We start from the raw sequence: 26156 nt of genomic DNA on the forward strand, positions 1-26156 counted from the left end.
AAGATTTATTGAAAGGGTGAAGGACTTGTCAAACAAAGAACGGTTTTTAACGCTTTATCATCAAATTAAAAGTGATGCGAATGGATATTTTTCACCAGAAGGAATTCCGTATCATTCAATCGAGACGCTCATTTGCGAAGCGCCTGATTATGGGCATATGACAACGTCAGAAGCGTATAGCTATTGGCTGTGGCTTGAGGTGTTGTACGGACATTACACAGGAGATTGGAGCAAATTAGAGGCAGCCTGGGACAATATGGAGAAGTACATCATCCCAGTAAATGAAGATGGAAATGATGAGCAGCCGCATATGAGCGCCTACAACCCTTCTAGCCCAGCCACATACGCAGCAGAAAAACCATACCCGGATCAATACCCTAGCCAGTTAAGCGGTGCTCGTCCTGCGGGTCAAGATCCGATTGATGGTGAATTGAAAACAACCTATGGAACGAATGAAACGTATTTAATGCACTGGCTGCTTGATGTCGATAACTGGTATAAATATGGAAACTTGCTCAACCCATCACATACAGCTGCATATGTGAACACATTCCAGCGTGGTCCACAGGAATCCGTATGGGAGGCCATCCCTCATCCTTCACAAGATGATAAATCTTTTGGAAAGCCGAATGAAGGCTTTATGAGCTTGTTCACAAAAGAAAATCAAGCACCAGCTGCTCAGTGGCGCTATACCAATGCGACGGATGCTGATGCGCGTGCAATACAAGTGATGTATTGGGCGAAGGAACTCGGCTATAATGAGTCAGCCTATCTTGATAAAGCGAAAAAAATGGGGGATTTTCTTCGTTACGGTATGTACGATAAATATTTTCAAACGATTGGAAGCGGCAAACAGGGGAATCCGTACCCTGGAAACGGAAAGGGTGCCTGTCATTACTTAATGGCGTGGTATACCTCTTGGGGCGGAGGACTTGGCGACCATGCCAACTGGTCATGGCGTATTGGAGCTAGCCATTGTCACCAAGGGTATCAAAACCCTGTCGCCGCTTATGCTTTATCCTCAGACAAAGGAGGCTTAAAGCCATCTTCCGCTACTGGTGCAAGCGATTGGGAAAAAACATTAAAAAGGCAGCTTGAATTTTATGTATGGCTTCAATCTAAAGAGGGAGCGATTGCAGGAGGTGCAACCAATAGCTGGAATGGAGACTATAGTGCTTATCCGGCGGGAAGAAGTACTTTTTACGATATGGCATATGAGGATGCACCTGTTTATCTTGACCCGCCTTCTAATAACTGGTTTGGGATGCAGGCATGGCCGATGGAGCGCGTAGCAGAGCTTTATTACATTTTTGTGAAAGACGGAGACAAAACATCTGAAAATGTCCAAATGGCCAAATCTTGTATCACAAAATGGGTCGACTATGCATTAGATTACATTTTTATCGGCAGCCGTCCTGTGTCGGATGAAGAGGGTTATTTCTTAGATGACCAAGGACAAAGAATTCTAGGAGGAACAAATGCTGCTGTTGCTACAACGAGTGCACCTGGCGAGTTTTGGCTTCCTGGAAATATTGCTTGGAGCGGACAGCCTGACACTTGGAATGGGTTCCAGTCTGCAACAGGAAATCCAAACTTAACAGCTGTAACAAAAGATCCAACTCAGGATACGGGCGTACTAGGGAGTCTCGTCAAGGCTTTAACATTCTTTGCTGCTGCCACTAAGCTAGAAACAGGGGATTATACAGCGCTTGGTGTCAGAGCGAAAGATGCTGCCGCACAGCTCCTTGAGGTTGCGTGGAATTACAATGATGGCGTGGGCATTGTAACAGAAGAAGAAAGAGAGGACTATGACCGCTTCTTTAAAAAAGAAGTGTATTTCCCAAATGGTTGGAACGGGACATTTGGTCAAGGGAATCAGATTCCTGGAGCCAGCACTATTCCTTCTGATCCGCAGCGAGGAGGTAATGGGGTCTATACGAGTTTTGCTGATCTTCGTCCGAACATTAAACAAGATCCAGCATGGTCTTCACTCGAGAGTAAATATCAGTCTTCATTTAATGAAGCAACAGGCAAATGGGAGAATGGGGCACCGGTTTTCACCTATCACCGTTTCTGGTCTCAAGTGGATATGGCCACTGCCTACGCTGAATATCATCGTCTCATCAACTAGCAGGTCAAATTTAAGCTGCCGGTTTCTTTGAGCCGGCAGTTTGATTAGGAAATATAAATCCAGTGAAGATAAGGGTGTTTTTACATGGTCAAAGAAAGAAGTTTTCTTCATCAATCATTAAACAAGGGCGAAAATGGGCAGATAAATCTGATGTGGAAAAAAGAGGCGAATGATCGAATTTCAGAGCATAGACAAAGAGATCTTGAAATAAATGTCACAAATCACGAAAAAAAGCCAATAGCAGGTATAGAGGTTGAGATTAAGCAAAATAGGCATGAATTCGCATTTGGTTCAGCGATGAATGACCAAGTGTTGTTTAATCAACAATATGCCGATTTTTTTGTGAAGTATTTTAATTGGGCTGTTTTTGAAAATGAGGCAAAATGGTATGCGAATGAGCCGGAAAGAGGGAAAATCACCTACGAAAAAGCAGAAGCGATGCTGAATTTTGCAGATAAACATCAACTTCCAGTGAGAGGGCACGCTTTATTTTGGGAGGTAGAGGATGCGAATCCAAGCTGGCTGAGGTCACTACCGAATCACCAAGTGTATGAATCGATGAAAAACCGGCTTGAGCATGCGGGTAATTATTTTAAAGGGAGGTTCCGTCATTGGGATGTAAACAATGAAATGATGCATGGTTCATTTTTTAAAGATCGCTTCGGGAAAAATATTTGGAAGTGGATGTATGAAGAAACGAAAAAAATTGACCCTCAAGCACTATTGTTTGTGAATGATTATAATGTGATCTCATATGGTGAGCACCACGCTTATAAAGCGCATATCAATGAACTGCGTCAGTTAGGCGCACCTATTGAGGCGATTGGTGTTCAAGGACATTTTGAAGAACGGGTCGATCCAGTCGTTGTAAAAGAGAGGCTCGATGTGCTTGCTGAGCTTGGTCTTCCTATATGGGTTACAGAGTACGATTCTGTTCACCCTGACGCTAATAGAAGAGCGGATAACCTAGAGGCTTTATATCGCGTCGCATTTAGTCATCCAGCCGTAAAAGGAGTGCTAATGTGGGGATTTTGGGCAGGTGCCCATTGGAGAGGTGAGCATGCGGCCATCGTGAATTATGATTGGTCTTTAAATGAAGCAGGCCGACGTTACGAAAAGCTTCTAAATGAGTGGACGACACAAAGAGTTGAAAAAACAGATGCTAATGGCAATGTGACATGTCGAGCATTTCACGGGACATATGAGATTCGAATCGGTAAAGAAAGTAAACTGTTAAAACAACAGACAATTGAACTTGATTCAAATGAACAAACACCGCTTCGGTTAGATGTGATCGTACCTGAAGAAGGCTAGATTGTGAGGGGAATTTAAATGAAGAGATGGACTCAAAGAGTGTCTTGCTTCATACTTGTGGCCGCTATATGGGCCGGCTGGTTTTCACTTACGATTAAGGCCGCCTCTTATGTACAGACGTCTGGTACACAATTTACGCTGAACAATCAACCATTTTACTTCGCTGGCACAAATAATTACTATTTCCATTACAAATCTAAAAAGATGGTAGATGCTGTGTTCGATGATATGAAAGCAATGAATTTAAAAGTCATACGTATTTGGGGATTTCACGATGGGGCCCCTCAAGAAAACTCAGTCTTACAATCTAGTCCAGGGGTCTATGAAGAATCGGGTTTTCAAAAACTAGATTATGCAATTTATAAAGCGGGACAGGAAGGAATAAAGCTTGTCATCCCACTAGTCAACAATTGGGATGATTTTGGCGGGATGAATCAATACGTAAAGTGGTTCGAGGCAGGATCGCATGATGCCTTTTATACAGATCCTCGTATACAAAAAGCTTACAAAAATTATGTGCGCTATGTATTAGAAAGAACCAATACGTACACAGGTGTTCAATATAAGGACGATCCAGCTATTATGACTTGGGAATTAGCTAATGAGCCGCGTGTGCAGTCAGATCCAACGGGAAATATACTAGTCAAATGGGCAGATGAAATGAGTACATGGATCAAATCGCTGGATCGTCACCATCTTGTTGCAGTAGGAGATGAAGGGTTCTTTCGCATACCAGGACATGAAGACTGGTTTTATGGAGGCGGAGAAGGCGTCGATTGGGACCGTTTGACGGCTCTCTCTAATATCGATTATGGAACCTATCATCTGTACCCAGATCACTGGAACAAGTCAGCTGCTTGGGGAGTGAAATGGATCGAAGACCATATCACCCGCGGGAAGTCAATCGGAAAACCAGTTGTGTTAGAAGAGTTTGGCGTTCAAAATCAATCAGCGCGTCCTGACGTATATCAAAGCTGGCTGTCAGCGGTTGAGCGGCTCGGAGGAGCTGGCAGTCAATTTTGGATTTTAACAAGTATTCAGGACGATGATTCGCTCTATCCGGATTATGACGGTTTCCGCATCATAAAGGGGAGCAGGGAGGCAGCACTTATCAGTGAACATGCGAAAAGAATGAACGAAAAGAACTGATGGCGAATGCCTGCTGAATAAGGAACTTCATTTGCATAAAAAAATTGGATATGGTATAGTTTTTATGGAAATGCTAACGATTACCGAGACAAGAGTGGGGAAACCCGCTCTTTTGTATTGAACAGGCAATTTTTGTCTCGACATTATTCATCCGTTTTCTGCTCCCCCTGCTCACATAAAGCAGGGTTTTTATGCAGAATGATTGATAAGAGCGTTTATCGAAAGCACAAGGAGGAAGAGAATGAGCAAAAAAGTAGTGGATGTCGTAAGCGAAATGGTGCAGCCAATTTTAGATGGCTTACAGCTTGAACTCGTTGATGTTGAATTTGTCAAAGAGGGTCAAAACTGGTTCCTTCGCGTGTTTATTGACTCTGATAAAGGCGTCGATATCGAAGAATGTGCCAAAGTGAGCGAAGCCTTGAGCGAAAAGCTTGATGAGGCAGATCCGATTAGCCAAAACTACTTTCTTGAAGTGTCCTCTCCTGGAGCGGAGCGCCCATTAAAGAAAAAAGCTGATTTTGAAAAAGCACTTGGAAAAAATGTTTTCATGAAAACATATGAACCAATTGATGGTGAAAAAGCATTTGAAGGTGAGCTTACAAGCTTTGATGGTGAGATTGCAACAGTGACAGTGAAGATCAAGACAAGAAAGAAAGAGATCAATATTCCATACGAAAAAATAGCTAACGCAAGATTAGCAGTTTCGTTCAATTAACCTTTTCATTGATATAAGGGGGAACCATAAAAATGAGTAGTGAGTTGTTAGATGCCCTGACTGTTCTTGAGAAAGAGAAGGGTATTAGTAAAGAAATTATTATTGAAGCGATAGAAGCTGCACTCATTTCTGCATATAAGCGTAACTTTAATCAAGCACAAAATGTTCGTGTTGATTTAAACCGCGAAACGGGAACGATTCGCGTATTTGCAAGAAAAGATGTTGTAGATGAAGTGTATGATTCTCGCCTTGAAATCTCTGTAGATGATGCAGCCAATATCAACCCGAATTACATGGTAGGTGACGTCGTTGAAATTGAAGTCACGCCAAAAGACTTCGGACGCATTGCAGCTCAGACTGCGAAACAAGTGGTGACGCAGCGAGTGAGAGAAGCAGAGCGAGGTGTGATCTACACTGAGTTTATCGATCGCGAGGAAGACATTATGACGGGAATCGTTCAGCGAATTGACAGTAAATTCATTTACGTGTCACTTGGCAAAATCGAAGCCCTTCTTCCGGTCAACGAACAAATGCCAAATGAGGACTACAAACCACATGACCGCATTAAGGTGTTTATTACAAAAGTCGAAAAAACAACAAAAGGACCACAAATTTATGTGTCTAGAACACATCCAGGTCTTTTAAAGCGTTTATTTGAAATTGAAGTGCCAGAAATTTATGATGGTACTGTAGAGCTTAAATCGGTTGCTAGAGAAGCTGGGGACCGTTCTAAAATATCTGTTCGTACAGATGATCCTGATGTTGACCCAGTTGGTTCTTGTGTTGGACCAAAAGGTCAGCGTGTACAAGCAATTGTCAACGAGCTAAAAGGCGAAAAAATTGACATTGTCCATTGGTCAAATGACCCGGTTGAATTTGTTGCCAATGCATTAAGTCCATCAAAAGTACTTGATGTCATTGTAAATGAAGAAGATAAGGCGACAACAGTTATTGTCCCTGATTATCAGCTGTCGTTAGCCATTGGTAAAAGAGGTCAAAATGCTCGTCTTGCAGCAAAGCTGACTAGCTGGAAAATTGACATTAAAAGCGAAACAGATGCAAGGGAACTCGGTATTTTCCCAAGAACTGAAGACTCTGAATCTCTTTTCTTAGAGGCTGAACCAGTAGCTGAGGAATCTGACGAATAAGAGGTGATGTAAAAGGTGAATAGCCGAAAAAAAATCCCGCTTAGAAAATGTGTCGTGACGGGAGAAATGAAACCAAAGAAAGAACTGATCCGTGTTGTTCGTTCTAAAGAAGGTGAAGTGTCTGTTGACGCAACCGGAAAAATGAACGGACGCGGAGCTTACCTTTCTCTCGATAAAGAAACCATTCTTGCGGCAAAGAACAAACGCAGTTTACAGCAGCAATTTCAGACACAGATTGACGAACACATATTTGAAGAATTACTAGAACTAGCTGAAAAGGTGAAAAAACCAAATGACTCAATCTGAATGGTATCCTTTGCTTGGTCTAGCAAATCGAGCTCGTAAAGTCGTGTCAGGAGAAGATCTTGTGATCAAAGAAATTAGACATGCGCGTGCTAAGCTGGTTCTTCTTGCAGCAGATGCCTCATCGAACACAGAGAAAAAGGTATCTGATAAATGCAAATTTTATAATGTTCCGGTTAGAAAAGTTGAAGACCGTTCCGTTCTCGGACGTTCTATTGGGAAAGAAGCTCGCGTAGTTGTCGCTGTCACTGACCAAGGCTTCGCTAAGAAGCTGATAAGCTTGCTCGATTAATTTATTTGGGGGTGAACGAATGGCTAAAGTGAGAGTATATGAATACGCAAAAGCCATAGATGTTTCAAGTAAAGATATTATAGCAGCGCTTAAGGATATGAACGTGGAAGTGAACAACCACATGGCGACGCTTGAAGACGACACTGTGAAAAAGCTAGACGCTATCTATAAAAAAGCCAAAGCAAAAGAGACAGCTAACGAGAAACCCGCAGAACAAAAAAAACAATCATCTAACAAAAACAATGATAGAAAGAAGAATGACGTGCAGAATAATCAATTTAATAAAAACAAAAAAAACAACAACCAAAACAAAAACAAAAATAAACGCGGTGGGAATAACAAACCGCAGCATCAGCAAGCTAGACCTGTGAAGCCTAAGAAAGAGCTTCCTGAAAAAATTGAATTTACAAATTCAATGACAGTCGGCCAGTTGGCTGAAGAGCTTGGAAAAGAAACAGCTGAAATTATCAAAAAGCTGATGATGCTTGGTGTTATGGCAACCATTAACCAAGAGCTGGATAAAGATACAGTTGAATTAATCGCTTCTGAATATGGCGTTCCAGTAGAGGAAGTCATTATTTTAGAAGAAACTGAACTTGAAAAGTATGAAGTTGAAGATAAAGAAGAAGATATGCAAGTACGCCCTCCAGTTGTGACGATCATGGGACACGTTGACCACGGGAAAACAACGCTTCTTGACAGCATTCGTAAGACGAAAGTCGTCGAAGGCGAAGCTGGTGGAATCACGCAGCATATCGGTGCTTACCAAATTGAAGAAAACGGCAAGAAAATCACGTTCCTTGATACACCTGGACACGCAGCATTTACAACGATGCGTGCACGTGGTGCTGAGGTAACAGATACGACAATTCTGGTCGTTGCAGCAGATGATGGCGTGATGCCGCAAACGATTGAAGCCATTAACCATGCGAAAGCGGCAGAAGTGCCAATCATTGTCGCTGTCAACAAAATTGACAAACCAACAGCGAACCCTGACCGTGTGATGCAGGAATTAACTGAGCATGGTTTAGTACCAGAAGCTTGGGGCGGCGAAACGATCTTCGTTCCTCTATCTGCAAAAACAGGTGAAGGCATTGACGAATTGATCGAAATGATCCTTCTTGTCAGCGAAGTAGGAGAACTGAAAGCCAACCCAAATCGTGCGGCAAAAGGGACTGTCATCGAGGCTGAACTTGATAAAGGAAGAGGATCTGTTGCAACCCTTCTTGTTCAAACTGGTACACTTCATGTAGGTGACCCAATCGTTGTCGGAAATACATTTGGCCGCGTTCGTGCAATGGTTAATGACATCGGACGCCGCGTGAAAACAGCAGGACCATCTACACCTGTTGAAATCACTGGTTTAAATGATGTACCGAATGCAGGGGATCAGTTCCTCGTATTCAAAGACGAAAAAACAGCTCGTCAAGTGGGTGAGGCGCGTGCTTCGAAACAGCTTGATGAACAGCGTTCAGACAAAGCAAAATTATCTCTAGATGACCTATTTGAGCAAATCAAACAAGGTGAAGTGAAAGATATCAACTTGATCGTGAAAGCAGACGTACAAGGTTCTGCTGAAGCACTGACGGCCGCTCTTCAAAAAATTGAAGTAGAAGGCGTAAAAGTGAAAATCATCCATACGGGTGTTGGAGCGATTACAGAATCTGATATTATTTTAGCAAGTGCTTCTAATGCGATCGTGATCGGATTTAACGTACGTCCTGATGGAAATGCGAAGAGCACAGCTGAAACAGAAAACGTAGATATCCGCTTACACCGCATTATTTATAAAGTCATCGATGAAATTGAAGCTGCGATGAAAGGGATGCTTGACCCTGAATATGAAGAAAAAGTCATCGGTCAAGTTGAAGTTCGTCAAACGTTCAAAGTTTCTAAAATCGGTACAATTGCTGGTGGCTATGTCACTGAAGGAACCATTACAAGAGATAGTGGTATCCGCTTAATCCGTGACGGCGTCGTGATATTTGAAGGCGAAGTCGACGTATTAAAACGATTCAAAGATGACGTGAAAGAAGTTTCACAAGGCTATGAATGTGGTATTACCATTAAGAAGTACAATGATATCCGTGAAGGTGATGTCATGGAATCATTCGTTATGCAAGAAATCGAAAGAAAATGATCGGTTATACCGAATGTGAGTGCATCATCTATGATGCCTCCTCACTGAAGGAAAAACGTGCGGTTCTTCAGCGTATATTGACAAGAACGCGCCATAAATTCAATGTAACCATGGCTGAAATGGATTACCAGGACACATGGCAGCGTACATCAATTGGAATCGCCGTGATTTCCTCATCTCGGGTTCAAGTGGAAAAGGAATTGCAGCGTGTTTTAAGCTTTATTGATTCTTTTCCTGAAATTGAACGAACGATCACGAAAACTGAGTGGTTTTAATTAGAGGTGATAAGATCATGAGTATGAGAGCAACCCGCGTGGGTGAGCAGATGAAAAAAGAATTAGGTGACATCCTAGGCAGAAAGCTAAAAGATCCAAGAATTGGCTTTTTGACTGTAACCGATGTTGAAGTATCCGGTGATTTGCAAATTGCGAAAGTTTACATTTCTGTTCTCGGTGACGAGAAAAAAAGAGAGGAAACCTTAAAAGGCCTTGCAAAGGCTAAAGGGTATATCCGCTCTGAAATTGGCAATCGAATTAGACTTCGCAAAACACCAGAACTGCACTTTGAATTCGATGAATCCGTAGATTATGGAAATCGAATTGAAAGCCTGATTGCTGAACTAAACACAAAAGATCATGAATAAGACGTTGAAATAAGGATAGGCGATGATCGTCTGTCCTTTTTCATCGTTTATGAAAGGAGAGAACGCAGATGATAAATGGTGTTCTTTTATTACATAAAGAAAGAGGAATGACCTCTCACGACTGTGTGTTCAAAGTGAGAAAGATCTTGCATACAAAAAAAGTCGGACATACAGGCACTCTCGACCCGGAGGTATCAGGTGTTCTGCCCATTTGTATCGGAAGAGCAACGAAGATTGTCGAATACTTAACAGATAAATCGAAAACGTATGATGCAGAAATCACGATTGGCTTTTCTACAACAACAGAAGACCAAACAGGTGAGATCGTAGAAGAAGAAAAGGTGCAAAAACCCATCTCAGAAGAAGAAATTGATGCTGTGCTGAAACAGTTTCAAGGAACCATTGAACAAATTCCTCCCATGTTTTCTGCTGTGAAAATTGGCGGAAAAAAACTCTATGAATATGCAAGAGAAGGCATTGAAATTGAGCGGCCGAGCCGTGAAATTACGATTCACCGTATCGAGCGGACAACACCTGCTTTATTTGAGAATGGAAAGGTATCATTTAGATTCACCGTTTTATGCTCAAAAGGAACGTATGTCAGAACCTTAGCGGTTGATATTGGAAAGAAACTAGGGTTTCCAGCCCATATGTCACATCTCATTCGCACAGGGTCAGGTGATTTTACGCTAGATGAATGCATCACCCTTGATGAGCTTCGAAATATAAGCGAGGAAGGAGCAGTAGATGAGCACCTTGTCCCGATCGAGCGTGCGCTCAATCATTTGCCGAAATGGGAGATAAATGATACATTAGCAAGTAAAGTGGAAAACGGTGCAGTCCTGCCAATGCCTGATGAATTCGCTCATTTCGCAGAGGAAGATCGTGTCGCTGTCTTTGCTCCTTCAGGTCGCTGTATGGCGATATATATGAAGCACCCGACCAAACAGAATCTGATGAAGCCGGCGAAGATCTTATCTCAGGACAAGCAATCTTAAAGAAAAGGTGACCATCTCGTGAAGACTATACATATTTCACACCCACATACATTGAATCAAAAGGATCAAGACCCTTCTGTTATGGCTTTAGGGTATTTTGACGGTGTTCACCTCGGACATCAAAAAGTTATTGACGCAGCGAAAAGCATTGCGAGAAAAGAAGGATTGGCTTTAGCAGTCATGACCTTTCATCCGCATCCATCACATGTTTTGCAAAAAGCACGTGAACCAAAGGACTTAATTACACCGCTTGAGGATAAAATTGATTTCATCGAACAGCTGGGCGCTGACTATTTATACATTGTGCAATTCAGCGAAAGCTTTGCAGCGCTGTCTCCTCAAGAGTTTGTGGACCAATATTTGGATGAGCTGAATGTGAAGCACGCAGTAGCCGGTTTTGATTTTACGTTTGGCCGTTTTGGTGCAGGCACAATGGAAACATTCGATGAGTACGGAAAAGGGCGTATCACGGCCACCATCGTTCCTAAGTTGTCCAATCAAGACCGAAAAGTCAGCTCTACACTCATACGTTCCGCATTGAAAAATGGGGATGTTGAATATGTGAGTGAGCTTTTAGGAAAACCTTATCAGCTGCGCGGTATTGTCATTCATGGAGATAAGCGAGGACGGACGATCGGCTTTCCGACTGCAAATGTCGGTTTATCTGCTGAATACATTATTCCGCCAACAGGGGTTTATGCAGTAAGAGCAGAAGTCAAAGGCAAAGTGTATGACGGTGTTTGTAACGTTGGCTATAAACCAACCTTTTATGAAAAGCGCCCTGATCAGCCTGCCATTGAAGTAAACCTCTTTGATTTTAACGAAGAAATATATGGTGAACCGATTAAATTACAGTGGTTCAAACGCATTCGCAGTGAACAAAAATTTAACGGAATCCAGGAGTTAACGGCTCAAATCAGTCAAGATAAAGAAGAAGCGATTCAGTTTTTTCAAGATCAGCTAAGGCAAACAAAAAATTCATAGAAAAACAGCTCTACCATTTGCAAATTCAGCATATTTTTAGTATGATTATTCCTGTAGCTTTAAAACCACTTACTTGGCAGGCCGACTTCACCGACGGTTGCGAGGTAGATGGGGCTAACATGATTTGGAGGTGAAACAGGATGGCTATTACTCAAGAGCGTAAAACTCAATTAATTAATGAGTTCAAAACACACGAATCTGATACTGGATCTCCAGAAGTTCAGATCGCTGTCCTAACAGAATCAATTAACAACTTGAACGAGCATTTACGTACTCATAAGAAAGATCACCACTCACGTCGCGGTCTTTTGAAAATGGTAGGTAGACGTCGTAATCTTCTTACGTATCTACGTAATAAAGACGTAACTCGTTACCGTGAGTTAATTAACAAACTAGGCTTACGTCGATAATCGTAAAAAGCGGGAGGATTCCCGCTTTTTTATCGTATAATCACTAATATTTTATGGTTAAAATGTTGAAAGAATGGCAAAAACCCTTCTACATACACCTTTCACATTGATATGTGAAAATCATTTTGTTCATAATAAGAATTAACTAAAATTTCAAGATAAGAGAGGAGTTTTTCTCAGAATGGGACAAGAGAAACATGTCTTCACCATAGACTGGGCTGGACGTCAACTGACAGTTGAAACTGGCCAGCTTGCAAAGCAAGCAAACGGAGCGGTCCTCGTACGCTACGGAGATACAGCTGTGCTTAGCTCAGCAACAGCTTCTAAAGAACCAAAACCACTTGATTTTTTCCCGCTCACTGTGAACTACGAAGAAAGATTATACGCAGTAGGTAAAATTCCTGGAGGCTTCATTAAAAGAGAAGGCCGTCCAAGTGAAAAAGCGATCCTTGCGAGCCGCTTAATTGACAGACCAATCCGTCCATTATTTGCAGATGGATTTAGAAACGAAGTACAAGTCATTAGTATCGTCATGAGTGTGGATCAAGATTGTTCATCTGAAATGGCTGCAATGTTTGGCTCATCTTTAGCATTATGTGTGTCTGACATTCCATTTGAGGGACCAATCGCCGGCGTTACAGTAGGACGAGTTGATGGAAAGCTGATCATCAATCCAAATGTAGAGCAGCTTGAACAAAGTGACATCAACCTTGTAGTCGCTGGAACAAAAGATGCGATCAACATGGTCGAAGCTGGTGCTGATGAAGTACCAGAAGAAACAATGCTTGAGGCCATCATGTATGGTCACCAAGAGATCAAACGCTTAATCGAATTCCAAGAGGAAATTGTCAAGGCAGTCGGTAAAGCAAAAATCGATATTCCTTTATATGAAGTAGATCAAACGTTAGCAGACGAAGTAAAAGCACTTGCTGAAACAGACCTGCTGAAAGCGATTCAAGTACATGAGAAGCATGCACGTGAGGATGCAATCAGTGCTGTGAAAAAAGCTGTGGTTGAGAAATTTGAAGAAGAAGATCGCGACGAAGCGACGATTAAACAAGCGAAGGATGTATTAAACAAGCTTGTCAAAAACGAAGTTCGTCGTCTGATCACTGAAGAGAAAGTACGTCCAGATGGACGCGGTGTAGATCAAATCCGTCCACTTTCTTCAGAAGTAGGACTTCTGCCAAGAACGCACGGTTCAGGTCTATTTACAAGAGGACAAACACAGGCGCTCAGTATTTGTACATTAGGTGCACTTGGCGATGTGCAAATTCTTGACGGTCTAGGCGTTGAAGAATCGAAACGCTTCATGCACCATTACAACTTCCCGCAATTCAGTGTTGGTGAGACAGGCCCAATGCGTGGCCCAGGCCGCCGTGAAATCGGACATGGTGCGCTAGGTGAACGTGCATTAGAACCAGTGATCCCATCTGAAAAAGATTTCCCTTATACGGTTCGCCTTGTCTCTGAGGTATTGGAATCAAACGGATCTACTTCACAAGCAAGTATTTGCGCAAGCACACTTGCGATGATGGATGCGGGTGTTCCAATTAAAGCACCAGTTGCAGGGATTGCAATGGGGCTTGTGAAATCTGGTGAATACTACACAGTGCTGACAGACATTCAAGGAATGGAAGATGCACTTGGCGATATGGACTTTAAAGTTGCAGGTACATCAAAAGGTGTAACAGCGCTTCAAATGGATATCAAAATCGATGGCCTATCAAAAGACATCTTAGAAGAAGCTCTCCAACAAGCGAAAAAAGGAAGAATGGAAATCTTAGAAAGCATGCTGTCAACGATTCCTGCTTCTAGAGGAGAATTGTCTCGTTATGCACCAAAAATCTTAACGATGAAGATCAATCCTGATAAAATTCGTGATGTCATTGGACCAAGCGGTAAACAAATCAATAAAATCATTGAAGATACCGGTGTGAAAATCGATATTGAACAAGATGGTACAATCTTTATCTCTTCTACAGAAGAAGACATGAACCAAAAAGCGAAGAAAGTCATTGAAGATCTTGTGAGAGAAGTTGAAGTGGGGCAACTTTACTTAGGTAAAGTAAAACGCATTGAAAAATTCGGTGCTTTCCTTGAAATCTTCAGCGGCAAAGATGGACTTGTTCATATTTCTGAGCTTGCGCTTGACCGTGTAGGCAAAGTAGAAGATGTTGTGAAGATTGGCGATGAATTACTTGTCAAAGTCACTGAAATCGATAAACAAGGCCGTGTGAACCTTTCTCGCAAAGCTGTTTTACGTGAAGAAAAGGAAAAAGAAGAAAAACAGTCTTAATGAAATGTGTTAGAAGCCAGGTATCCGTACCAGGCTTCTTTCTTTTCTTGCGCTAACAATAGTTCTAGCTTGTTTCTCCCCATCATAATTTGTGGTAAAGGGGAGGGACAGCCATTGAAAAAAACGTTACCATTCTTTGTGTTTGTATTTTTACTGCTCGTGTCATATCAAACGATGAAGCAGCCGGCTGCTGTTACATATATTGAATCAATGAAAGAGCATGCTGAGGTTGCATCTGTTTCAAAAGATATTTTATATCAAGAGATTGAATCGAAGTCTTCTGACTATGAAGTGAAGGCGCAAAATGCTAAGATTGATAAAGTGTGGAAAAAGATGCCTGGTCTAAATGGACAGACAGTCAATATCGATGCCTCTTATGAAAAAATGAAAAAACAAGGGTCATTTGATGAAAAGCTGCTTGTTTTCAATGAAACAAAACCTTCTATTCATTTACACGAACTTGGTGCTGAGCCCATTTACAAGGGACATCCAGATAAAAAAATGAATGCTTTCCTCATCAACGTGGCTTGGGGTGACGAGCATTTAATCAAGATGTTAAAGACACTGGAAAAGCATCGGGTCAAGGCGACCTTTTTCTTAGAGGGCAAATGGGTGAAAAAAAGCACGGATCTTGCTAAAAAAATCGTGGCAGATGGTCATGAAATTGGAAACCATTCATACAATCACCCGGATATGCGCACACTGACAAGAGAACGAGCATTAGAGCAGATTACCAAAACGAATCGTCAAATTGAAGAATCCCTTGGAAAAAAACCGAAGTGGTTCGCCCCTCCTAGCGGCAGCTTTAAAGAAGAAACAGTGAAACTCGCTGCTGAAGAAGGAATGGAAACCATTATGTGGACGGTAGACACCATTGACTGGCAAAAACCGTCACCAGACATATTACAAAAACGGGTGCTTGGGAAAATCCACAATGGGGCGATGATATTAATGCATCCAACAGATTCGACGGCGAAAAGTCTTGACGTACTTATCACTCAAATCAAGGAAAGAGGATATGAATTAGGAACGGTTTCAGACCTCCTAAGTGAAAAAAGACATCCGTGATCCGATCTGTTTGTTGAATAGGAGGAGCAAAACTTGGTCAAAACGTATACATGCCAAAACGGAGTAAGAATTGTACTTGAAAACAATCCCACTGTAAGATCTGTCGCAATTGGCGTCTGGATTGGAACTGGTTCTAGACATGAGACACCAGAAATTAATGGAATCTCACACTTTCTGGAGCATATGTTCTTTAAAGGGACAAAGACGAGATCTGCACGTGATATCGCAGAATCCTTTGACCGCATTGGTGGTCAAGTGAATGCCTTTACGTCAAAAGAATACACTTGCTACTATGCAAAGGTGCTTGATTCACATGCTGGCTACGCCCTCGATGTATTAAGCGACATGTTCTTCCACTCCGCTTTTGATGAAGAAGAGCTGAAAAAAGAAAAAAATGTAGTCTATGAAGAAATCAAAATGTATGAGGATACACCTGATGATATCGTTCATGATCTGTTGAGCAAAGCGATTTATGGTGATCATTCTTTAGGGTTCCCGATTTTAGGAACAGAAGAAACACTTTCTACTTTTAACGGTGACTCTCTTAGAGCTTATATGGATGAATTCTACACGCCGGACCGCGTCGTCATCTCTGTTGCAGGGAATGTGGATGACACCTTTATTCGCGAGGTTGAAAAATTGTTCGGTTCATATGAAACGAAAGGGAAAAAACAGCCTTTAGAAGCGCCGCAATTTCACTATGACAAGCTCACACGCAAAAAGGAAACAGAGCAAGCGCATCTATGCATGGGCTTTAATGGCCTCCCAGCTGGGGATAAAGGCATCTATGACTTAATCGTCTTAAACAATGTTCTTGGCGGAAGCATGAGCAGCCGCTTGTTCCAGGATGTAAGAGAAGACAAAGGACTCGCTTATTCCGTTTTCAGCTATCACAGTTCATTTGCAGATAACGGCATGCTGACGATTTATGGCGGGACTGGAGCGAAGCAGTTAAACCTGCTCTCTGAAACCATCTTACAAACATTAGACGTCTTAAAACGTGAGGGAATCACGCAAAAAGAGCTTGAAAACTCTAAGGAGCAAATGAAAGGGAACCTCATGCTCAGCCTTGAAAGCACAAACAGCAAGATGAGCCGAAACGGTAAAAATGAACTGCTCCTTGGCAAACATCGTACACTCGATGAAATTATTGACGAAATCAACCACGTCACATTAGACGGCGTGAATAACTTATCAAAACGAATCTTTACAGAAGATTATGCGCTCTCGCTTATTAGTCCGACGGGTGATCAGCCATCATAATGTAAACAACACGGCAGGCTTCTAAGAGGTCTGCCGTTTTATTGTATATAAAGAAGAAAGGAGCACTGCTTTCATGGAACATGAAAAACTGAAACGCCTCTCTCCGCTTCTGACACAAGCCATCTCCTTCCAGCCGATGACATCTGGCTTTTCAGGAAACCGTACTTATCTCGTCACAACATCCTCTAGTGAAAAGCTAGTGCTCAAGCTATCAAACCTCAAAACGTATTCCACCTTTAAAAGAAAAGCGTCAGTTCAGCGAAAGTTAAAAGATCGAGGGCTTCTATGTTCTGAAGTGATGGAGATTGGAATGAGTGCTGAATTTAACTGTACCTATCGTATTTTCTCCTTGATTGAAGGAGAGAATGCTAGAGCATCCATCCATCTGCTCACAAATGAAGAGCAGTATGAAATCGGGAGGCGGGCAGGCAGAGAGCTGAGTTTCATGCATACATGTCACGCACCTTCTCATGTCGCGCCATGGGATGAGAGAGTCATGGCGAAACATGAACGGTATGTACATGCCTATCAATCAAGTGGAGTAACTTTTGCTCAAGATCAATTCGTATTAGATTTTATCAAATCACATGTTGATGCGGTAAAGGCGAGACCGAACCAGTTCCAGCATGATGATTTTCATTTAGGGAATATCATCATTCAAGGAGGTGAGTATGCCGGCGTGATTGATTTTGATCAATCTGACTGGGGTGACCCGGTTCATGACTTTTATAAATTGTCCTTATTTAGTCGAGAAAGCAGTGTTCCGTTTTCAGCAGGGCAACTGGATCACTATGTAAGTACGCAGGCTACAGACGATTTTTGGCTTCTTTTTTCCATCTATACAGCAATGAGCTGCTTTTCTTCTATTGTATGGACGCTTTCTTATGACCCTGAACATGTAAAAGATATGGTGAACCGAGTGGAGAGAATGCTGGCAGACCATGATCGCTTTCATCTACTGAAACCAGCTTGGTATTCAAATTGGCATCATTCATAACTTAAAAAAGCAGGACGGTCTATTTCTTCTTGTGGCTGCATATATGATACGGAAGGGAAGTGATGCGATTTTGAGGCTAAGTGAGCTGTCAGGAAAAGAGATCGTCGATATCAAAAGAGCGGAGCGGCTTGGCGTGCTTGGACAAACCGACCTTGAAATCAATGAACAGGACGGTCAAATAACAGCACTCATCATACCTTCGGTGAAGTGGTTTGGCTTTCGAAAGCAAGGAAATGACATCCGCGTCCCGTGGAATCACATTCAAAAAATAGGATCAGATATGATCATTCTCGATGTGCCTGAAGCACTTCAGCCACCCGGAGAAAAAGAGCATCCATCATAAATGGGTGCTCTTTTTCTTTTCTCTCTCCGATTTGTTCACAGGCTGAATCCTCTCCTCATATGCTAGAAGGGAGATTCAGAAAATATTACAGACTTTTTTAAATAAAGAAGGTGAACGGTCAGTATGTTGAGCGGTTTAACGGTTGCGGTGATCGGGGGAGATGCAAGGCAGCTTGAAATTATTCGCAAGCTGTCACAGCAGCATGCCAAAGTGTTTTTGGTTGGATTTGATCAGCTGGATCACGGATTTATCGGTGCTGAAAAGCTGAAAATGTCAGAACTTCCATTCGAACAGGTAGACAGTATGATCCTGCCAGTATCAGGGGCAACGGATGAAGGTGTTGTTGCGACAGTTTTCTCAAATGAGCAGGTTTTGCTGGAAGCAACTTATTTAGAAAGAACCCCTGCCCATTGTACCTTGTACTCAGGTATTTCTAATACGTACTTAGACAATCTGGCAAAGCTGGTGAACCGAAAACTTGTGAAGCTGTTTGAGCGAGATGATATTGCCATATATAACTCTATTCCAACAGTTGAAGGGATTATCATGATGGCCATTCAGCAAACGGATTATACGATTCATGGATCACGTGTTGCTGTTCTCGGGCTCGGAAGAACAGGACTCACCATTGCCCGCACATTTCGGGCACTCGGTGCGGACGTAAAAGTAGGGGCAGCAGATACAGCTCATTTAGCGCGGGCCTTTGAAATGGGAATTGATCCATTTTCAATGGACCGGTTAAAAGAAGAAGTAACGGATGTAGATATCATCATCAATACCATTCCAAGCCTTGTATTAGATTCATCTGTCATCGTCAGCATGACACCAAAGACACTCATTTTGGATATCGCCTCCCGCCCAGGAGGAACAGACTTTGACTTTGCACAAAAACACGGAGTGAAGGCGCTTCTTGCACCAGGACTCCCGGGTATTGTTGCACCAAAGACAGCAGGGCAAATCATTGCAAAAGTGCTTTCTGGGCTCTTATGTGAACTTGCAGAGGAAAAAAGGGGGATGGAATCATGACAACATTAAAAGGGAAAAGAATCGGCTTTGGCTTAACTGGTTCCCACTGTACGTACGAAGCTGTTTATCCGCAAATCGAAGCACTTGTAAAAGAAGGAGCAGAAGTGCGTCCAGTGGTGTCATATACGGTCCAGAGTACGAATACAAGATTCGGAGATGGGGCTGACTGGATTGAGCGGATTGAGAAGCTGACTGGCTTTAAGGCGATTGACTCAATCGTTAAAGCAGAGCCGCTCGGACCTAAGCTGCCACTTGATTGTATGGTCATTGCTCCATTAACAGGGAACTCGATGGCGAAATTCGCAAATGCCCTGACAGACAGCCCTGTTTTAATGGCTGCAAAAGCAACCATTCGAAATCATCGTCCTGTCGTTTTAGGAATTTCAACAAATGATGCGCTAGGCTTAAATGGTACAAATCTGATGAGGCTGATGTCGACAAAGAATATTTTCTTTATTCCATTTGGCCAAGATGATCCATTTAAAAAACCGACCTCCATGGTCGCAAACATGGATTTGCTTTCTCAAACAGTAGAAGAGGCGCTCCAGCATAGACAAATTCAGCCGATTTTAATTGGAGCAAACGAATAATAGATTCACTAGAAAATCATGAAAGATTCAAAAAAGATGCTTCAAGCCTTGCTTTTCTATGGTAAAATAAAATGTAAAAAGTCATAGGATGGCCATCCGAAAGAAAAGAATCATGGATGGGTCGGAAGGAGTTTTACTGATGGGAAGAGGATTGCATGTAGCTGTAGTTGGAGCGACTGGAGCTGTCGGTCAACAAATGTTAAAAACACTAGCTGACAGAGATTTTGAAATGGATACACTGACTCTACTATCCTCAAAACGTTCTGCTGGAACAAAAGTGACATTCAGAGGTCAAGAGTATACCGTTCAGGAAGCAACACCTGAAAGCTTTGAAGGAGTGAACATTGCATTATTCAGTGCTGGAGGAAATGTTTCCAAGGCGCTAGCTCCTGAAGCAGTCAAACGAGGTGCGATTGTTGTAGACAACACAAGTGCTTTTCGTATGGACGAAAACATCCCTCTTGTCGTACCAGAGGTAAACGAAAAAGACTTGCATGACCATCAAGGAATCATTGCAAACCCTAACTGTTCAACGATTCAAATGGTAGCGGCATTAGAACCGCTTCGTCAGGCGTATGGCATGAAAAAAGTCATCGTGTCCACTTACCAAGCCGTATCAGGTGCAGGACATGAAGCCATTGACGAACTATACAGCCAATCACAAGCCATTTTAAATAAAGAAGATGTAAAGCCGGAAGTCATGCCTTATCAAATTGCATTTAATGCGATTCCGCAAATTGATAAATTCCAAGACAATGGCTATACATTTGAAGAAATGAAAATGATCAACGAAACGAAAAAAATCATGCATATGCCAGAGCTAGAAGTAGCGGCAACATGTGTGAGACTTCCAATTGAAACAGGACATTCAGAATCTGTCTACGTCGAACTAGAATCAAATGACGCAACAGTTGACGACATTAAGTCAATTCTTAAAGATGCACCAGGCATTACACTGCAAGATGATCCGTCTCAGCAAATTTATCCAATGCCTGCAGATGCTGTTGGAAAAAACGACGTATTTGTCGGCCGCATTCGGAAAGATTTGGACCGTCCAAACGGGTTCCATATGTGGATTGTATCTGATAACCTGCTAAAAGGCGCTGCATGGAACTCAGTTCAAATTGCAGAAAGCTTAAAAGCATTAAAATTAGTTTAACATTCAATGGATGATGAGGACGAACAGAAGAGAGTTAGGCATCTTTCGCCTGCTCTCTTCTGTTACGTCAGAATGAACTTGGAGTGAAAACAGTGAAAATAATTGTCCAAAAATTTGGCGGTACATCTGTCAAAGATGATCAAGGTAGAAAAAGGGCACTTGCACATATCTTATCGGCAAAAGAGAAAGGCTATAAGTCGGTTGTCGTCGTTTCCGCAATGGGACGAAAAGGCGACCCTTATGCGACAGATACGCTGCTTGGTCTGCTTTACGGCAGCGCGCAGCATATGACAAATCGAGAAAAAGACTTGCTCGTTTCCTGCGGAGAGAATATTTCAGCTGTTGTGTTTTCAAGTATGCTGAATGAAAACGGGCTAAAGGCTGTAGCAATGACAGGCGCACAGGCGGGCTTTGTGACAGATAAGGAGCATACGAGTGCGAAAATTATTGATATGAAGTGTGAACGTCTCGAGGCGGCACTGTCTGAACATGATGTTGTCGTTGTTGCTGGGTTCCAAGGAGCTGCAAAAAATGGAGACGTGACCACAATCGGACGAGGCGGCAGTGATACGTCCGCAGCTGCTTTAGGTGCTGCATTACAGGCAGACTTCATTGATATTTTTACAGATGTAGAAGGCGTCATGACAGCAGATCCCCGCATTGTTGAAAATGCAAAGCCGCTCAGAGTCGTGACATATACGGAAATTTGCAACCTTGCATATCAAGGGGCGAAAGTCATTCACCCGAGAGCTGTCGAAATTGCGATGCAAGCAAAAGTACCAATGAGGGTCCGTTCAACATACTCTGATGAAGAGGGCACACTCGTCACGTCACACTACTCAGATAAAATGAGCCATGATGTGTACGACCGCCTCATTACGGGTATTGCACATGTCAATGATGTGACGCAAATCAAAGTCCCGGCAAAAGAAGGGCAGTACAGCGTCCAAACAGAGGTCTTTAAGGCTATGGCTAACGCACAAATCAGTGTCGACTTCTTCAACATTACACCGAGTGAGATTGTGTACACAGTGACAGGTGCAATGACTGAAAAGGCAACGTCAATTCTAAAAGATCTTGGCTATACGCCAATTGTGACAACAAATTGTGCAAAAGTATCAGCTGTTGGCGCAGGCATCATGGGTGTACCAGGTGTCACATCTAAAATTGTATCGGCTCTATCCGAGCAAAACATTCCGATTTTACAATCGGCTGACAGCCATACGACCATTTGGGTGCTAGTGAACGAAGAAAACATGAGAGCGGCTGTCAATGCCCTGCACGAAGTGTTTGAACTTTCAAGATAAATGTGATTGAATCATGATGAGGTGAAAAAAATGAATTTCGGAAATATCGCAACAGCTATGATTACACCTTTTGATAAAAAGGGCAACATTGATTTCCAAAAGCTATCAATTCTCATTGATTACTTATTAAAAAACGGCAGTGACTCTTTAGTCGTTGCAGGGACAACAGGCGAATCGCCAACTTTATCGACTGAAGAAAAAGTCGCTCTTTTTCAGCAATCGGTGAAATTAGCAAATGGTCGTTGTAAAATCATTGCAGGAACAGGCAGTAATAATACAAATGCGTCTATCAAACTAACGAAAAAAGCAGAAGAAGCGGGCGTTGATGCAGTGATGCTTGTCGTACCTTACTACAACAAGCCATCACAGGAAGGCATGTATGCACACTTTAAAGCCATTGCCGAGTCTACATCTCTTCCTGTCATGCTTTACAATGTACCAGGGAGAACGGTTGCGTCATTAGCCCCAGAAACAACCATTAAACTTGCGCAAATACCTAACATTGTCGCGATCAAAGAAGCAAGCGGTGATCTTGATGCCATGACAAAAATCATTGCAGAGACACCAGAAGATTTCGATGTATATTCAGGTGACGACAGCTTAACACTTCCAGCTGTATCTGTTGGTGCAAAAGGAGTTGTCTCTGTGGCGTCTCATATCGTAGGACTTGATATGCAGCAAATGCTGAAAAGCTATGCTTCAGGTCAAACGGCCAATGCCGCATTGATCCATCAAAAGCTGCTCCCAATCATGAAACAGCTTTTCACAGCGCCAAATCCAACGCCTGTCAAAACAGCTCTTCAGCTGAAAGGACTAGATGTCGGATCTGTTCGTCTTCCGCTTTTACCTTTGTCAGAAGAAGAGAGACTGGATTTAAGCAGCGTCTTAAACAGCTGATCAAAACAAAAGATTTCGTAAGCGGTCATTCTCAGATGTCCCTGAGTATGACCGTTTTTTATACATAAACACTTTCTTAAAATGTGACTTCATCTTGTTTTCTAAAATTAGATTCAGTTATAATAGCATTAAGCGATGATGGACGGGCTTGAGACTAGGAGGATAAGAATTTTGAAAAAGAAAAATACAGAGAACGTAAGAATTATTGCACTGGGAGGCGTTGGAGAAATCGGGAAAAACCTATATGTCATTGAAATTGATTCCGACATATATGTGGTAGATGCAGGCTTGATGCATCCAGAAAACGAAATGCTAGGCATTGACGTCGTTATTCCTGATATCTCTTATTTAACAGAACGTGCTGATCGGGTGAAAGCAATTTTTCTTACCCACGGACATGATGAAGCAATCGGAGGCGTATTCCATTGCTTAAGCAAATTGTCTGTACCAGTTTATGGAACGAAGCTGACCCTTGCGTTACTTCGAGAAAAATTAAAGCAGTATGGCTTCAATCAAAAAGCTGACTTGCGTGAGGTACATGCAAAATCAGTCATTACGTTTGAAACAACAAAGGTATCATTCTTTAGAACGAATCACAGCATCCCTGATTCAGTTGGGATCAGCTTCAAAACCTCTCTTGGTTCAATCGTATGCACAGGTGATTTTAAATTTGATCAAACCCCAGCGCTTAACCAAGCCTGTGACATCGGAGAGATTGCGAAAATTGGAAACAATGGCGTTTTAGCACTTCTTTCAGACAGTGCCAATGCTGAAAAACCAGGTTATACACCTTCTGAGGCGCTCGTCCAAGACGAAATCTCAAATGCGATGTACAATGCTGAAAATCGAGTAATTGTCGCTGTATCTTCATCTAACATTAACCGCGTGCAGCAGATCATTAATGCAGCGAATCAAAATGGCCGTAAGCTTGCCGTAGCAGGGAAGAATATGATGACGACTCTTCAGCTGGCGATCAAACTTGGTTATGTCACAGCAGACGAAGAATTATTTGTACCAGTTCAAGAAGTGAAGAAAATGGCGAAAAACGATGTGGTCATCCTGACAGCTGGAAGCCACGGAGAGCCTCTTGCTGCTTTAACAAAAATGGCAAAACAAAATCACAAACAGCTTCATATTGAAAAAGATGACACTGTTGTGATTGCATCTACACCTCTTCCAGGACAAGAACTCACATATTCAAAAACAGTGGATTTCCTCACAAGAAGCGGCGCACAAGTCATTTTTGCGCAAAAACGTGTGCATGTCTCTGGACATGGCTGCCAAGAAGAGTTAAAGCTGATGCTGAACTTACTAAAGCCAAAGTATTTAATTCCGGTGAATGGCGAATATCGTATGCAAAAAGCACATTCTCGTATTGCTGAAGAAGTGGGAATGAAACGAAGTGACATTTTCTTGATTGATAAAGGGGATGTTGTGGAGTTTAGAGGACAGAACGTAAAAATCGGTGAAAAAGTTCACCAAGGCAATATTTTGATCGATGGTCTTGGCGTTGGTGATATCGGGAACATTGTGTTACGCGATAGACGCCTATTGTCTCAAGATGGTATCTTAATTGTCGTTATTACGCTTGATAAACAAAAGAAACAATTAATTTCTGGACCTGAAATCATCACAAGAGGATTTGTGTATGTCAGAGAATCCGAAGAGCTGATTGTAAAAGCGACAGAAATGGTCAAAGGAATTGTCAAAGAGCAAACGGAAAACTCAATTGTTGAATGGTCAACATTGAAACAATCCATGCGCGATGTACTCAATCAATTCCTATATGAAAAAACAAAACGTAAGCCGATGATCATTCCAATTATTATGGAAGTGTGATGAGAAAGCCCAAGGAGCATAAGCTCTTTGGGCTTTTTTGATGTGGCACTAGGAATGCGGATTGAATACGGCCTTCTTGTTCATAATAGAAGGAGAGTTTGAGGAAAGGATGGAGACAAATGGACGAAAAGAATGAACAGCAGCCTGAGCGAAAGCCAGAAGAAAAAGACAGCATTATGAGCAAAATACAGCAGCTTGGTGAAACAGCCATACCACAGCTGCCGCAAGATACAAATATACATTGCCTTACCATTATTGGACAAATTGAAGGCCACATGCAGCTTCCGCCACAAAATAAAACAACCAAATACGAACATGTCATTCCGCAAATCGTCGCAGTTGAGCAAAACCCGAAAATTGAAGGTCTTTTGATCATCTTAAATACAGTAGGCGGCGATGTTGAAGCGGGACTAGCGATTGCAGAAATGCTTGCATCTTTATCGAAACCGACTGTATCGATTGTACTTGGCGGCGGCCACTCTATTGGTGTCCCGATTGCTGTATCGTGTGACTATTCCTATATTGCAGAAACAGCCACGATGACCATTCATCCTGTGCGTTTAACTGGTCTAGTGATTGGTGTCCCGCAAACCTTTGAATACTTAGATAAAATGCAGGAAAGAGTCATTAACTTTGTAACAAGCCACTCCAATATTACAGAAGAGAAGTTTAAAGAGCTCATGTTCTCAAAAGGCAATTTGACAAGAGACATTGGAACAAATGTTGTTGGTCATGAGGCAGCAGAATACGGACTCATGAATGAAGTAGGCGGCGTAGGACAAGCGATTAAAAAGTTGAACGAACTGATTGGAGACAGGGCATCTCAAAACGAGGGGCTGATCCAATGATTTTATATACACCTATGCCATATGAAGCCATTTACGCGGAGGAACAAGGAGACCGCAAACTTCAGCAGGTAAACATCCAAGGCGTGCCAGTAATGGTTGAATTGAAAGAGGATGAAGCAGAAATTGTTCAAGTCATGAGTACCAATCCAATGGACTTTCTGAATCAAGAGCTTGCACCAGGCAAGCGATTGAAGTTACAATTAGGCACCAATCAAACCGACTCATATGAATGATTCTATGCTATAATAAAGGGAAAACTTACAACAAGATGCAGCCAAAACCAGGCTGCTTTC

The 26156-nt window shown here is 42.3% G+C and carries 26 protein-coding genes; all 26 read left to right on the forward strand.

Annotated elements, in window-relative coordinates:
- Positions 1–25: 25 nt before the first annotated feature.
- A complete protein-coding gene (locus tag C6348_RS03675; RefSeq protein WP_106041919.1) occupies positions 26–2131 on the forward strand; it encodes a glycoside hydrolase family 48 protein in 2106 nt (701 codons plus the stop codon).
- Positions 2132–2215: 84 nt separating this feature from the next.
- Positions 2216–3445 carry an endo-1,4-beta-xylanase gene (locus C6348_RS03680; protein ID WP_106041921.1) on the forward strand — a complete coding sequence of 410 codons (1230 nt, stop codon included), beginning with the start codon at positions 2216–2218 and terminating at the stop codon, positions 3443–3445.
- Between the two features lie 18 nt (positions 3446–3463).
- Positions 3464–4594 (forward strand): glycoside hydrolase 5 family protein, encoded by a 1131-nt coding sequence (locus C6348_RS03685; protein WP_106041923.1) that lies wholly within the window; start codon positions 3464–3466, stop codon positions 4592–4594.
- 241 nt (positions 4595–4835) lie between these two features.
- A complete protein-coding gene (rimP, locus tag C6348_RS03690) occupies positions 4836–5309 on the forward strand; it encodes a ribosome maturation factor RimP (protein ID WP_003211398.1) in 474 nt (157 codons plus the stop codon).
- A gap of 32 nt (positions 5310–5341) precedes the next feature.
- A complete protein-coding gene (gene nusA / locus C6348_RS03695) occupies positions 5342–6457 on the forward strand; it encodes a transcription termination factor NusA (protein ID WP_007499530.1) in 1116 nt (371 codons plus the stop codon).
- 15 nt (positions 6458–6472) lie between these two features.
- Complete coding sequence (gene rnpM / locus C6348_RS03700) at positions 6473–6763, forward strand: RNase P modulator RnpM (protein ID WP_034662290.1); 291 nt, start codon at positions 6473–6475, stop codon at positions 6761–6763.
- The gene (locus tag C6348_RS03705) at positions 6750–7052 is read left to right on the forward strand and encodes a YlxQ family RNA-binding protein (RefSeq protein ID WP_034662287.1); all 303 of its coding nucleotides are present in this window, start codon (positions 6750–6752) and stop codon (positions 7050–7052) included. Before rnpM ends, C6348_RS03705 begins: the two co-directional genes overlap by 14 nt.
- A 19-nt stretch (positions 7053–7071) precedes the next feature.
- Positions 7072–9192 (forward strand): translation initiation factor IF-2, encoded by a 2121-nt coding sequence (gene infB / locus C6348_RS03710; RefSeq protein ID WP_066030896.1) that lies wholly within the window; start codon positions 7072–7074, stop codon positions 9190–9192.
- The gene (locus tag C6348_RS03715) at positions 9189–9467 is read left to right on the forward strand and encodes a DUF503 domain-containing protein (RefSeq protein WP_012009994.1); all 279 of its coding nucleotides are present in this window, start codon (positions 9189–9191) and stop codon (positions 9465–9467) included. Before infB ends, C6348_RS03715 begins: the two co-directional genes overlap by 4 nt.
- A gap of 17 nt (positions 9468–9484) precedes the next feature.
- Positions 9485–9835, forward strand: a complete 351-nt coding sequence (rbfA, locus tag C6348_RS03720; RefSeq protein ID WP_007499525.1) for a 30S ribosome-binding factor RbfA — start codon at positions 9485–9487, stop codon at positions 9833–9835.
- Between the two features lie 68 nt (positions 9836–9903).
- Entirely contained in the window at positions 9904–10833 is a 930-nt protein-coding gene (gene truB / locus C6348_RS03725; RefSeq protein WP_066030895.1) for a tRNA pseudouridine(55) synthase TruB, read from the forward strand.
- An 18-nt stretch (positions 10834–10851) separates the two neighbouring features.
- Positions 10852–11817: a bifunctional riboflavin kinase/FAD synthetase gene (gene ribF / locus C6348_RS03730; protein ID WP_034662277.1), complete on the forward strand. Its 966-nt coding sequence runs from the start codon at positions 10852–10854 to the stop codon at positions 11815–11817.
- A gap of 140 nt (positions 11818–11957) precedes the next feature.
- Entirely contained in the window at positions 11958–12227 is a 270-nt protein-coding gene (gene rpsO / locus C6348_RS03735; RefSeq protein WP_008354438.1) for a 30S ribosomal protein S15, read from the forward strand.
- A gap of 181 nt (positions 12228–12408) precedes the next feature.
- Positions 12409–14526, forward strand: coding sequence for a polyribonucleotide nucleotidyltransferase (gene pnp, locus C6348_RS03740; RefSeq protein ID WP_034662272.1), 2118 nt, complete (start codon positions 12409–12411; stop codon positions 14524–14526).
- Between the two features lie 174 nt (positions 14527–14700).
- Positions 14701–15594: a polysaccharide deacetylase family protein gene (locus C6348_RS03745; protein WP_223251523.1), complete on the forward strand. Its 894-nt coding sequence runs from the start codon at positions 14701–14703 to the stop codon at positions 15592–15594.
- Positions 15595–15627: 33 nt separating this feature from the next.
- A complete protein-coding gene (locus tag C6348_RS03750) occupies positions 15628–16857 on the forward strand; it encodes a M16 family metallopeptidase (protein ID WP_034662267.1) in 1230 nt (409 codons plus the stop codon).
- Between the two features lie 73 nt (positions 16858–16930).
- Positions 16931–17854 carry an aminoglycoside phosphotransferase family protein gene (locus tag C6348_RS03755; protein ID WP_095285183.1) on the forward strand — a complete coding sequence of 308 codons (924 nt, stop codon included), beginning with the start codon at positions 16931–16933 and terminating at the stop codon, positions 17852–17854.
- A gap of 70 nt (positions 17855–17924) precedes the next feature.
- The gene (locus C6348_RS03760; protein WP_012010001.1) at positions 17925–18197 is read left to right on the forward strand and encodes a YlmC/YmxH family sporulation protein; all 273 of its coding nucleotides are present in this window, start codon (positions 17925–17927) and stop codon (positions 18195–18197) included.
- A 123-nt stretch (positions 18198–18320) separates the two neighbouring features.
- Positions 18321–19223 (forward strand): dipicolinic acid synthetase subunit A, encoded by a 903-nt coding sequence (dpaA, locus tag C6348_RS03765; protein WP_106041925.1) that lies wholly within the window; start codon positions 18321–18323, stop codon positions 19221–19223.
- Complete coding sequence (gene dpaB, locus C6348_RS03770; RefSeq protein ID WP_034662258.1) at positions 19220–19813, forward strand: dipicolinate synthase subunit B; 594 nt, start codon at positions 19220–19222, stop codon at positions 19811–19813. The genes dpaA and dpaB overlap by 4 nt, the downstream gene beginning before the upstream one ends.
- 139 nt (positions 19814–19952) lie before the next feature.
- Positions 19953–20972, forward strand: a complete 1020-nt coding sequence (gene asd / locus C6348_RS03775; RefSeq protein WP_034662256.1) for an aspartate-semialdehyde dehydrogenase — start codon at positions 19953–19955, stop codon at positions 20970–20972.
- A gap of 92 nt (positions 20973–21064) precedes the next feature.
- Complete coding sequence (dapG, locus tag C6348_RS03780) at positions 21065–22279, forward strand: aspartate kinase (RefSeq protein ID WP_012010005.1); 1215 nt, start codon at positions 21065–21067, stop codon at positions 22277–22279.
- Between the two features lie 30 nt (positions 22280–22309).
- Positions 22310–23176, forward strand: coding sequence for a 4-hydroxy-tetrahydrodipicolinate synthase (gene dapA / locus C6348_RS03785; protein ID WP_044142095.1), 867 nt, complete (start codon positions 22310–22312; stop codon positions 23174–23176).
- A 171-nt stretch (positions 23177–23347) separates the two neighbouring features.
- On the forward strand, positions 23348–25015 hold the full coding sequence (rnjB, locus tag C6348_RS03790; RefSeq protein ID WP_066030894.1) for a ribonuclease J2: 1668 nt from the start codon (positions 23348–23350) through the stop codon (positions 25013–25015).
- A 119-nt stretch (positions 25016–25134) separates the two neighbouring features.
- Positions 25135–25863 (forward strand): ClpP family protease, encoded by a 729-nt coding sequence (locus C6348_RS03795; RefSeq protein WP_034662249.1) that lies wholly within the window; start codon positions 25135–25137, stop codon positions 25861–25863.
- On the forward strand, positions 25860–26096 hold the full coding sequence (locus C6348_RS03800) for a YlzJ-like family protein (RefSeq protein WP_066030893.1): 237 nt from the start codon (positions 25860–25862) through the stop codon (positions 26094–26096). The genes C6348_RS03795 and C6348_RS03800 overlap by 4 nt, the downstream gene beginning before the upstream one ends.
- The last annotated feature ends 60 nt before the right edge of the window (positions 26097–26156 follow it).

It is taken from the genome of Bacillus sp. YBWC18 (genome assembly GCF_002998775.1).
Taxonomy (GTDB): Bacteria; Bacillota; Bacilli; order Bacillales; family Bacillaceae; genus Bacillus.

Bases quoted from the DNA above. Each gene is read 5' to 3' on its own strand.
- C6348_RS03680 (WP_106041921.1), top strand. From the start codon at position 2,216: ATGGTCAAAGAAAGAAGTTTTCTTCATCAATCATTAAACAAGGGCGAA.
- C6348_RS03800 (WP_066030893.1), top strand. From the start codon at position 25,860: ATGATTTTATATACACCTATGCCATATGAAGCCATTTACGCGGAGGAA.
- infB (WP_066030896.1), top strand. From the start codon at position 7,072: ATGGCTAAAGTGAGAGTATATGAATACGCAAAAGCCATAGATGTTTCA.
- asd (WP_034662256.1), top strand. From the start codon at position 19,953: ATGGGAAGAGGATTGCATGTAGCTGTAGTTGGAGCGACTGGAGCTGTC.
- rimP (WP_003211398.1), top strand. From the start codon at position 4,836: ATGAGCAAAAAAGTAGTGGATGTCGTAAGCGAAATGGTGCAGCCAATT.
- C6348_RS03705 (WP_034662287.1), top strand. From the start codon at position 6,750: ATGACTCAATCTGAATGGTATCCTTTGCTTGGTCTAGCAAATCGAGCT.
- dpaB (WP_034662258.1), top strand. From the start codon at position 19,220: ATGACAACATTAAAAGGGAAAAGAATCGGCTTTGGCTTAACTGGTTCC.
- truB (WP_066030895.1), top strand. From the start codon at position 9,904: ATGATAAATGGTGTTCTTTTATTACATAAAGAAAGAGGAATGACCTCT.
- C6348_RS03715 (WP_012009994.1), top strand. From the start codon at position 9,189: ATGATCGGTTATACCGAATGTGAGTGCATCATCTATGATGCCTCCTCA.
- nusA (WP_007499530.1), top strand. From the start codon at position 5,342: ATGAGTAGTGAGTTGTTAGATGCCCTGACTGTTCTTGAGAAAGAGAAG.
- C6348_RS03795 (WP_034662249.1), top strand. From the start codon at position 25,135: ATGGACGAAAAGAATGAACAGCAGCCTGAGCGAAAGCCAGAAGAAAAA.
- rpsO (WP_008354438.1), top strand. From the start codon at position 11,958: ATGGCTATTACTCAAGAGCGTAAAACTCAATTAATTAATGAGTTCAAA.
- C6348_RS03745 (WP_223251523.1), top strand. From the start codon at position 14,701: ATGAAGCAGCCGGCTGCTGTTACATATATTGAATCAATGAAAGAGCAT.
- dpaA (WP_106041925.1), top strand. From the start codon at position 18,321: ATGTTGAGCGGTTTAACGGTTGCGGTGATCGGGGGAGATGCAAGGCAG.
- C6348_RS03685 (WP_106041923.1), top strand. From the start codon at position 3,464: ATGAAGAGATGGACTCAAAGAGTGTCTTGCTTCATACTTGTGGCCGCT.
- rbfA (WP_007499525.1), top strand. From the start codon at position 9,485: ATGAGTATGAGAGCAACCCGCGTGGGTGAGCAGATGAAAAAAGAATTA.
- pnp (WP_034662272.1), top strand. From the start codon at position 12,409: ATGGGACAAGAGAAACATGTCTTCACCATAGACTGGGCTGGACGTCAA.
- C6348_RS03755 (WP_095285183.1), top strand. From the start codon at position 16,931: ATGGAACATGAAAAACTGAAACGCCTCTCTCCGCTTCTGACACAAGCC.
- dapA (WP_044142095.1), top strand. From the start codon at position 22,310: ATGAATTTCGGAAATATCGCAACAGCTATGATTACACCTTTTGATAAA.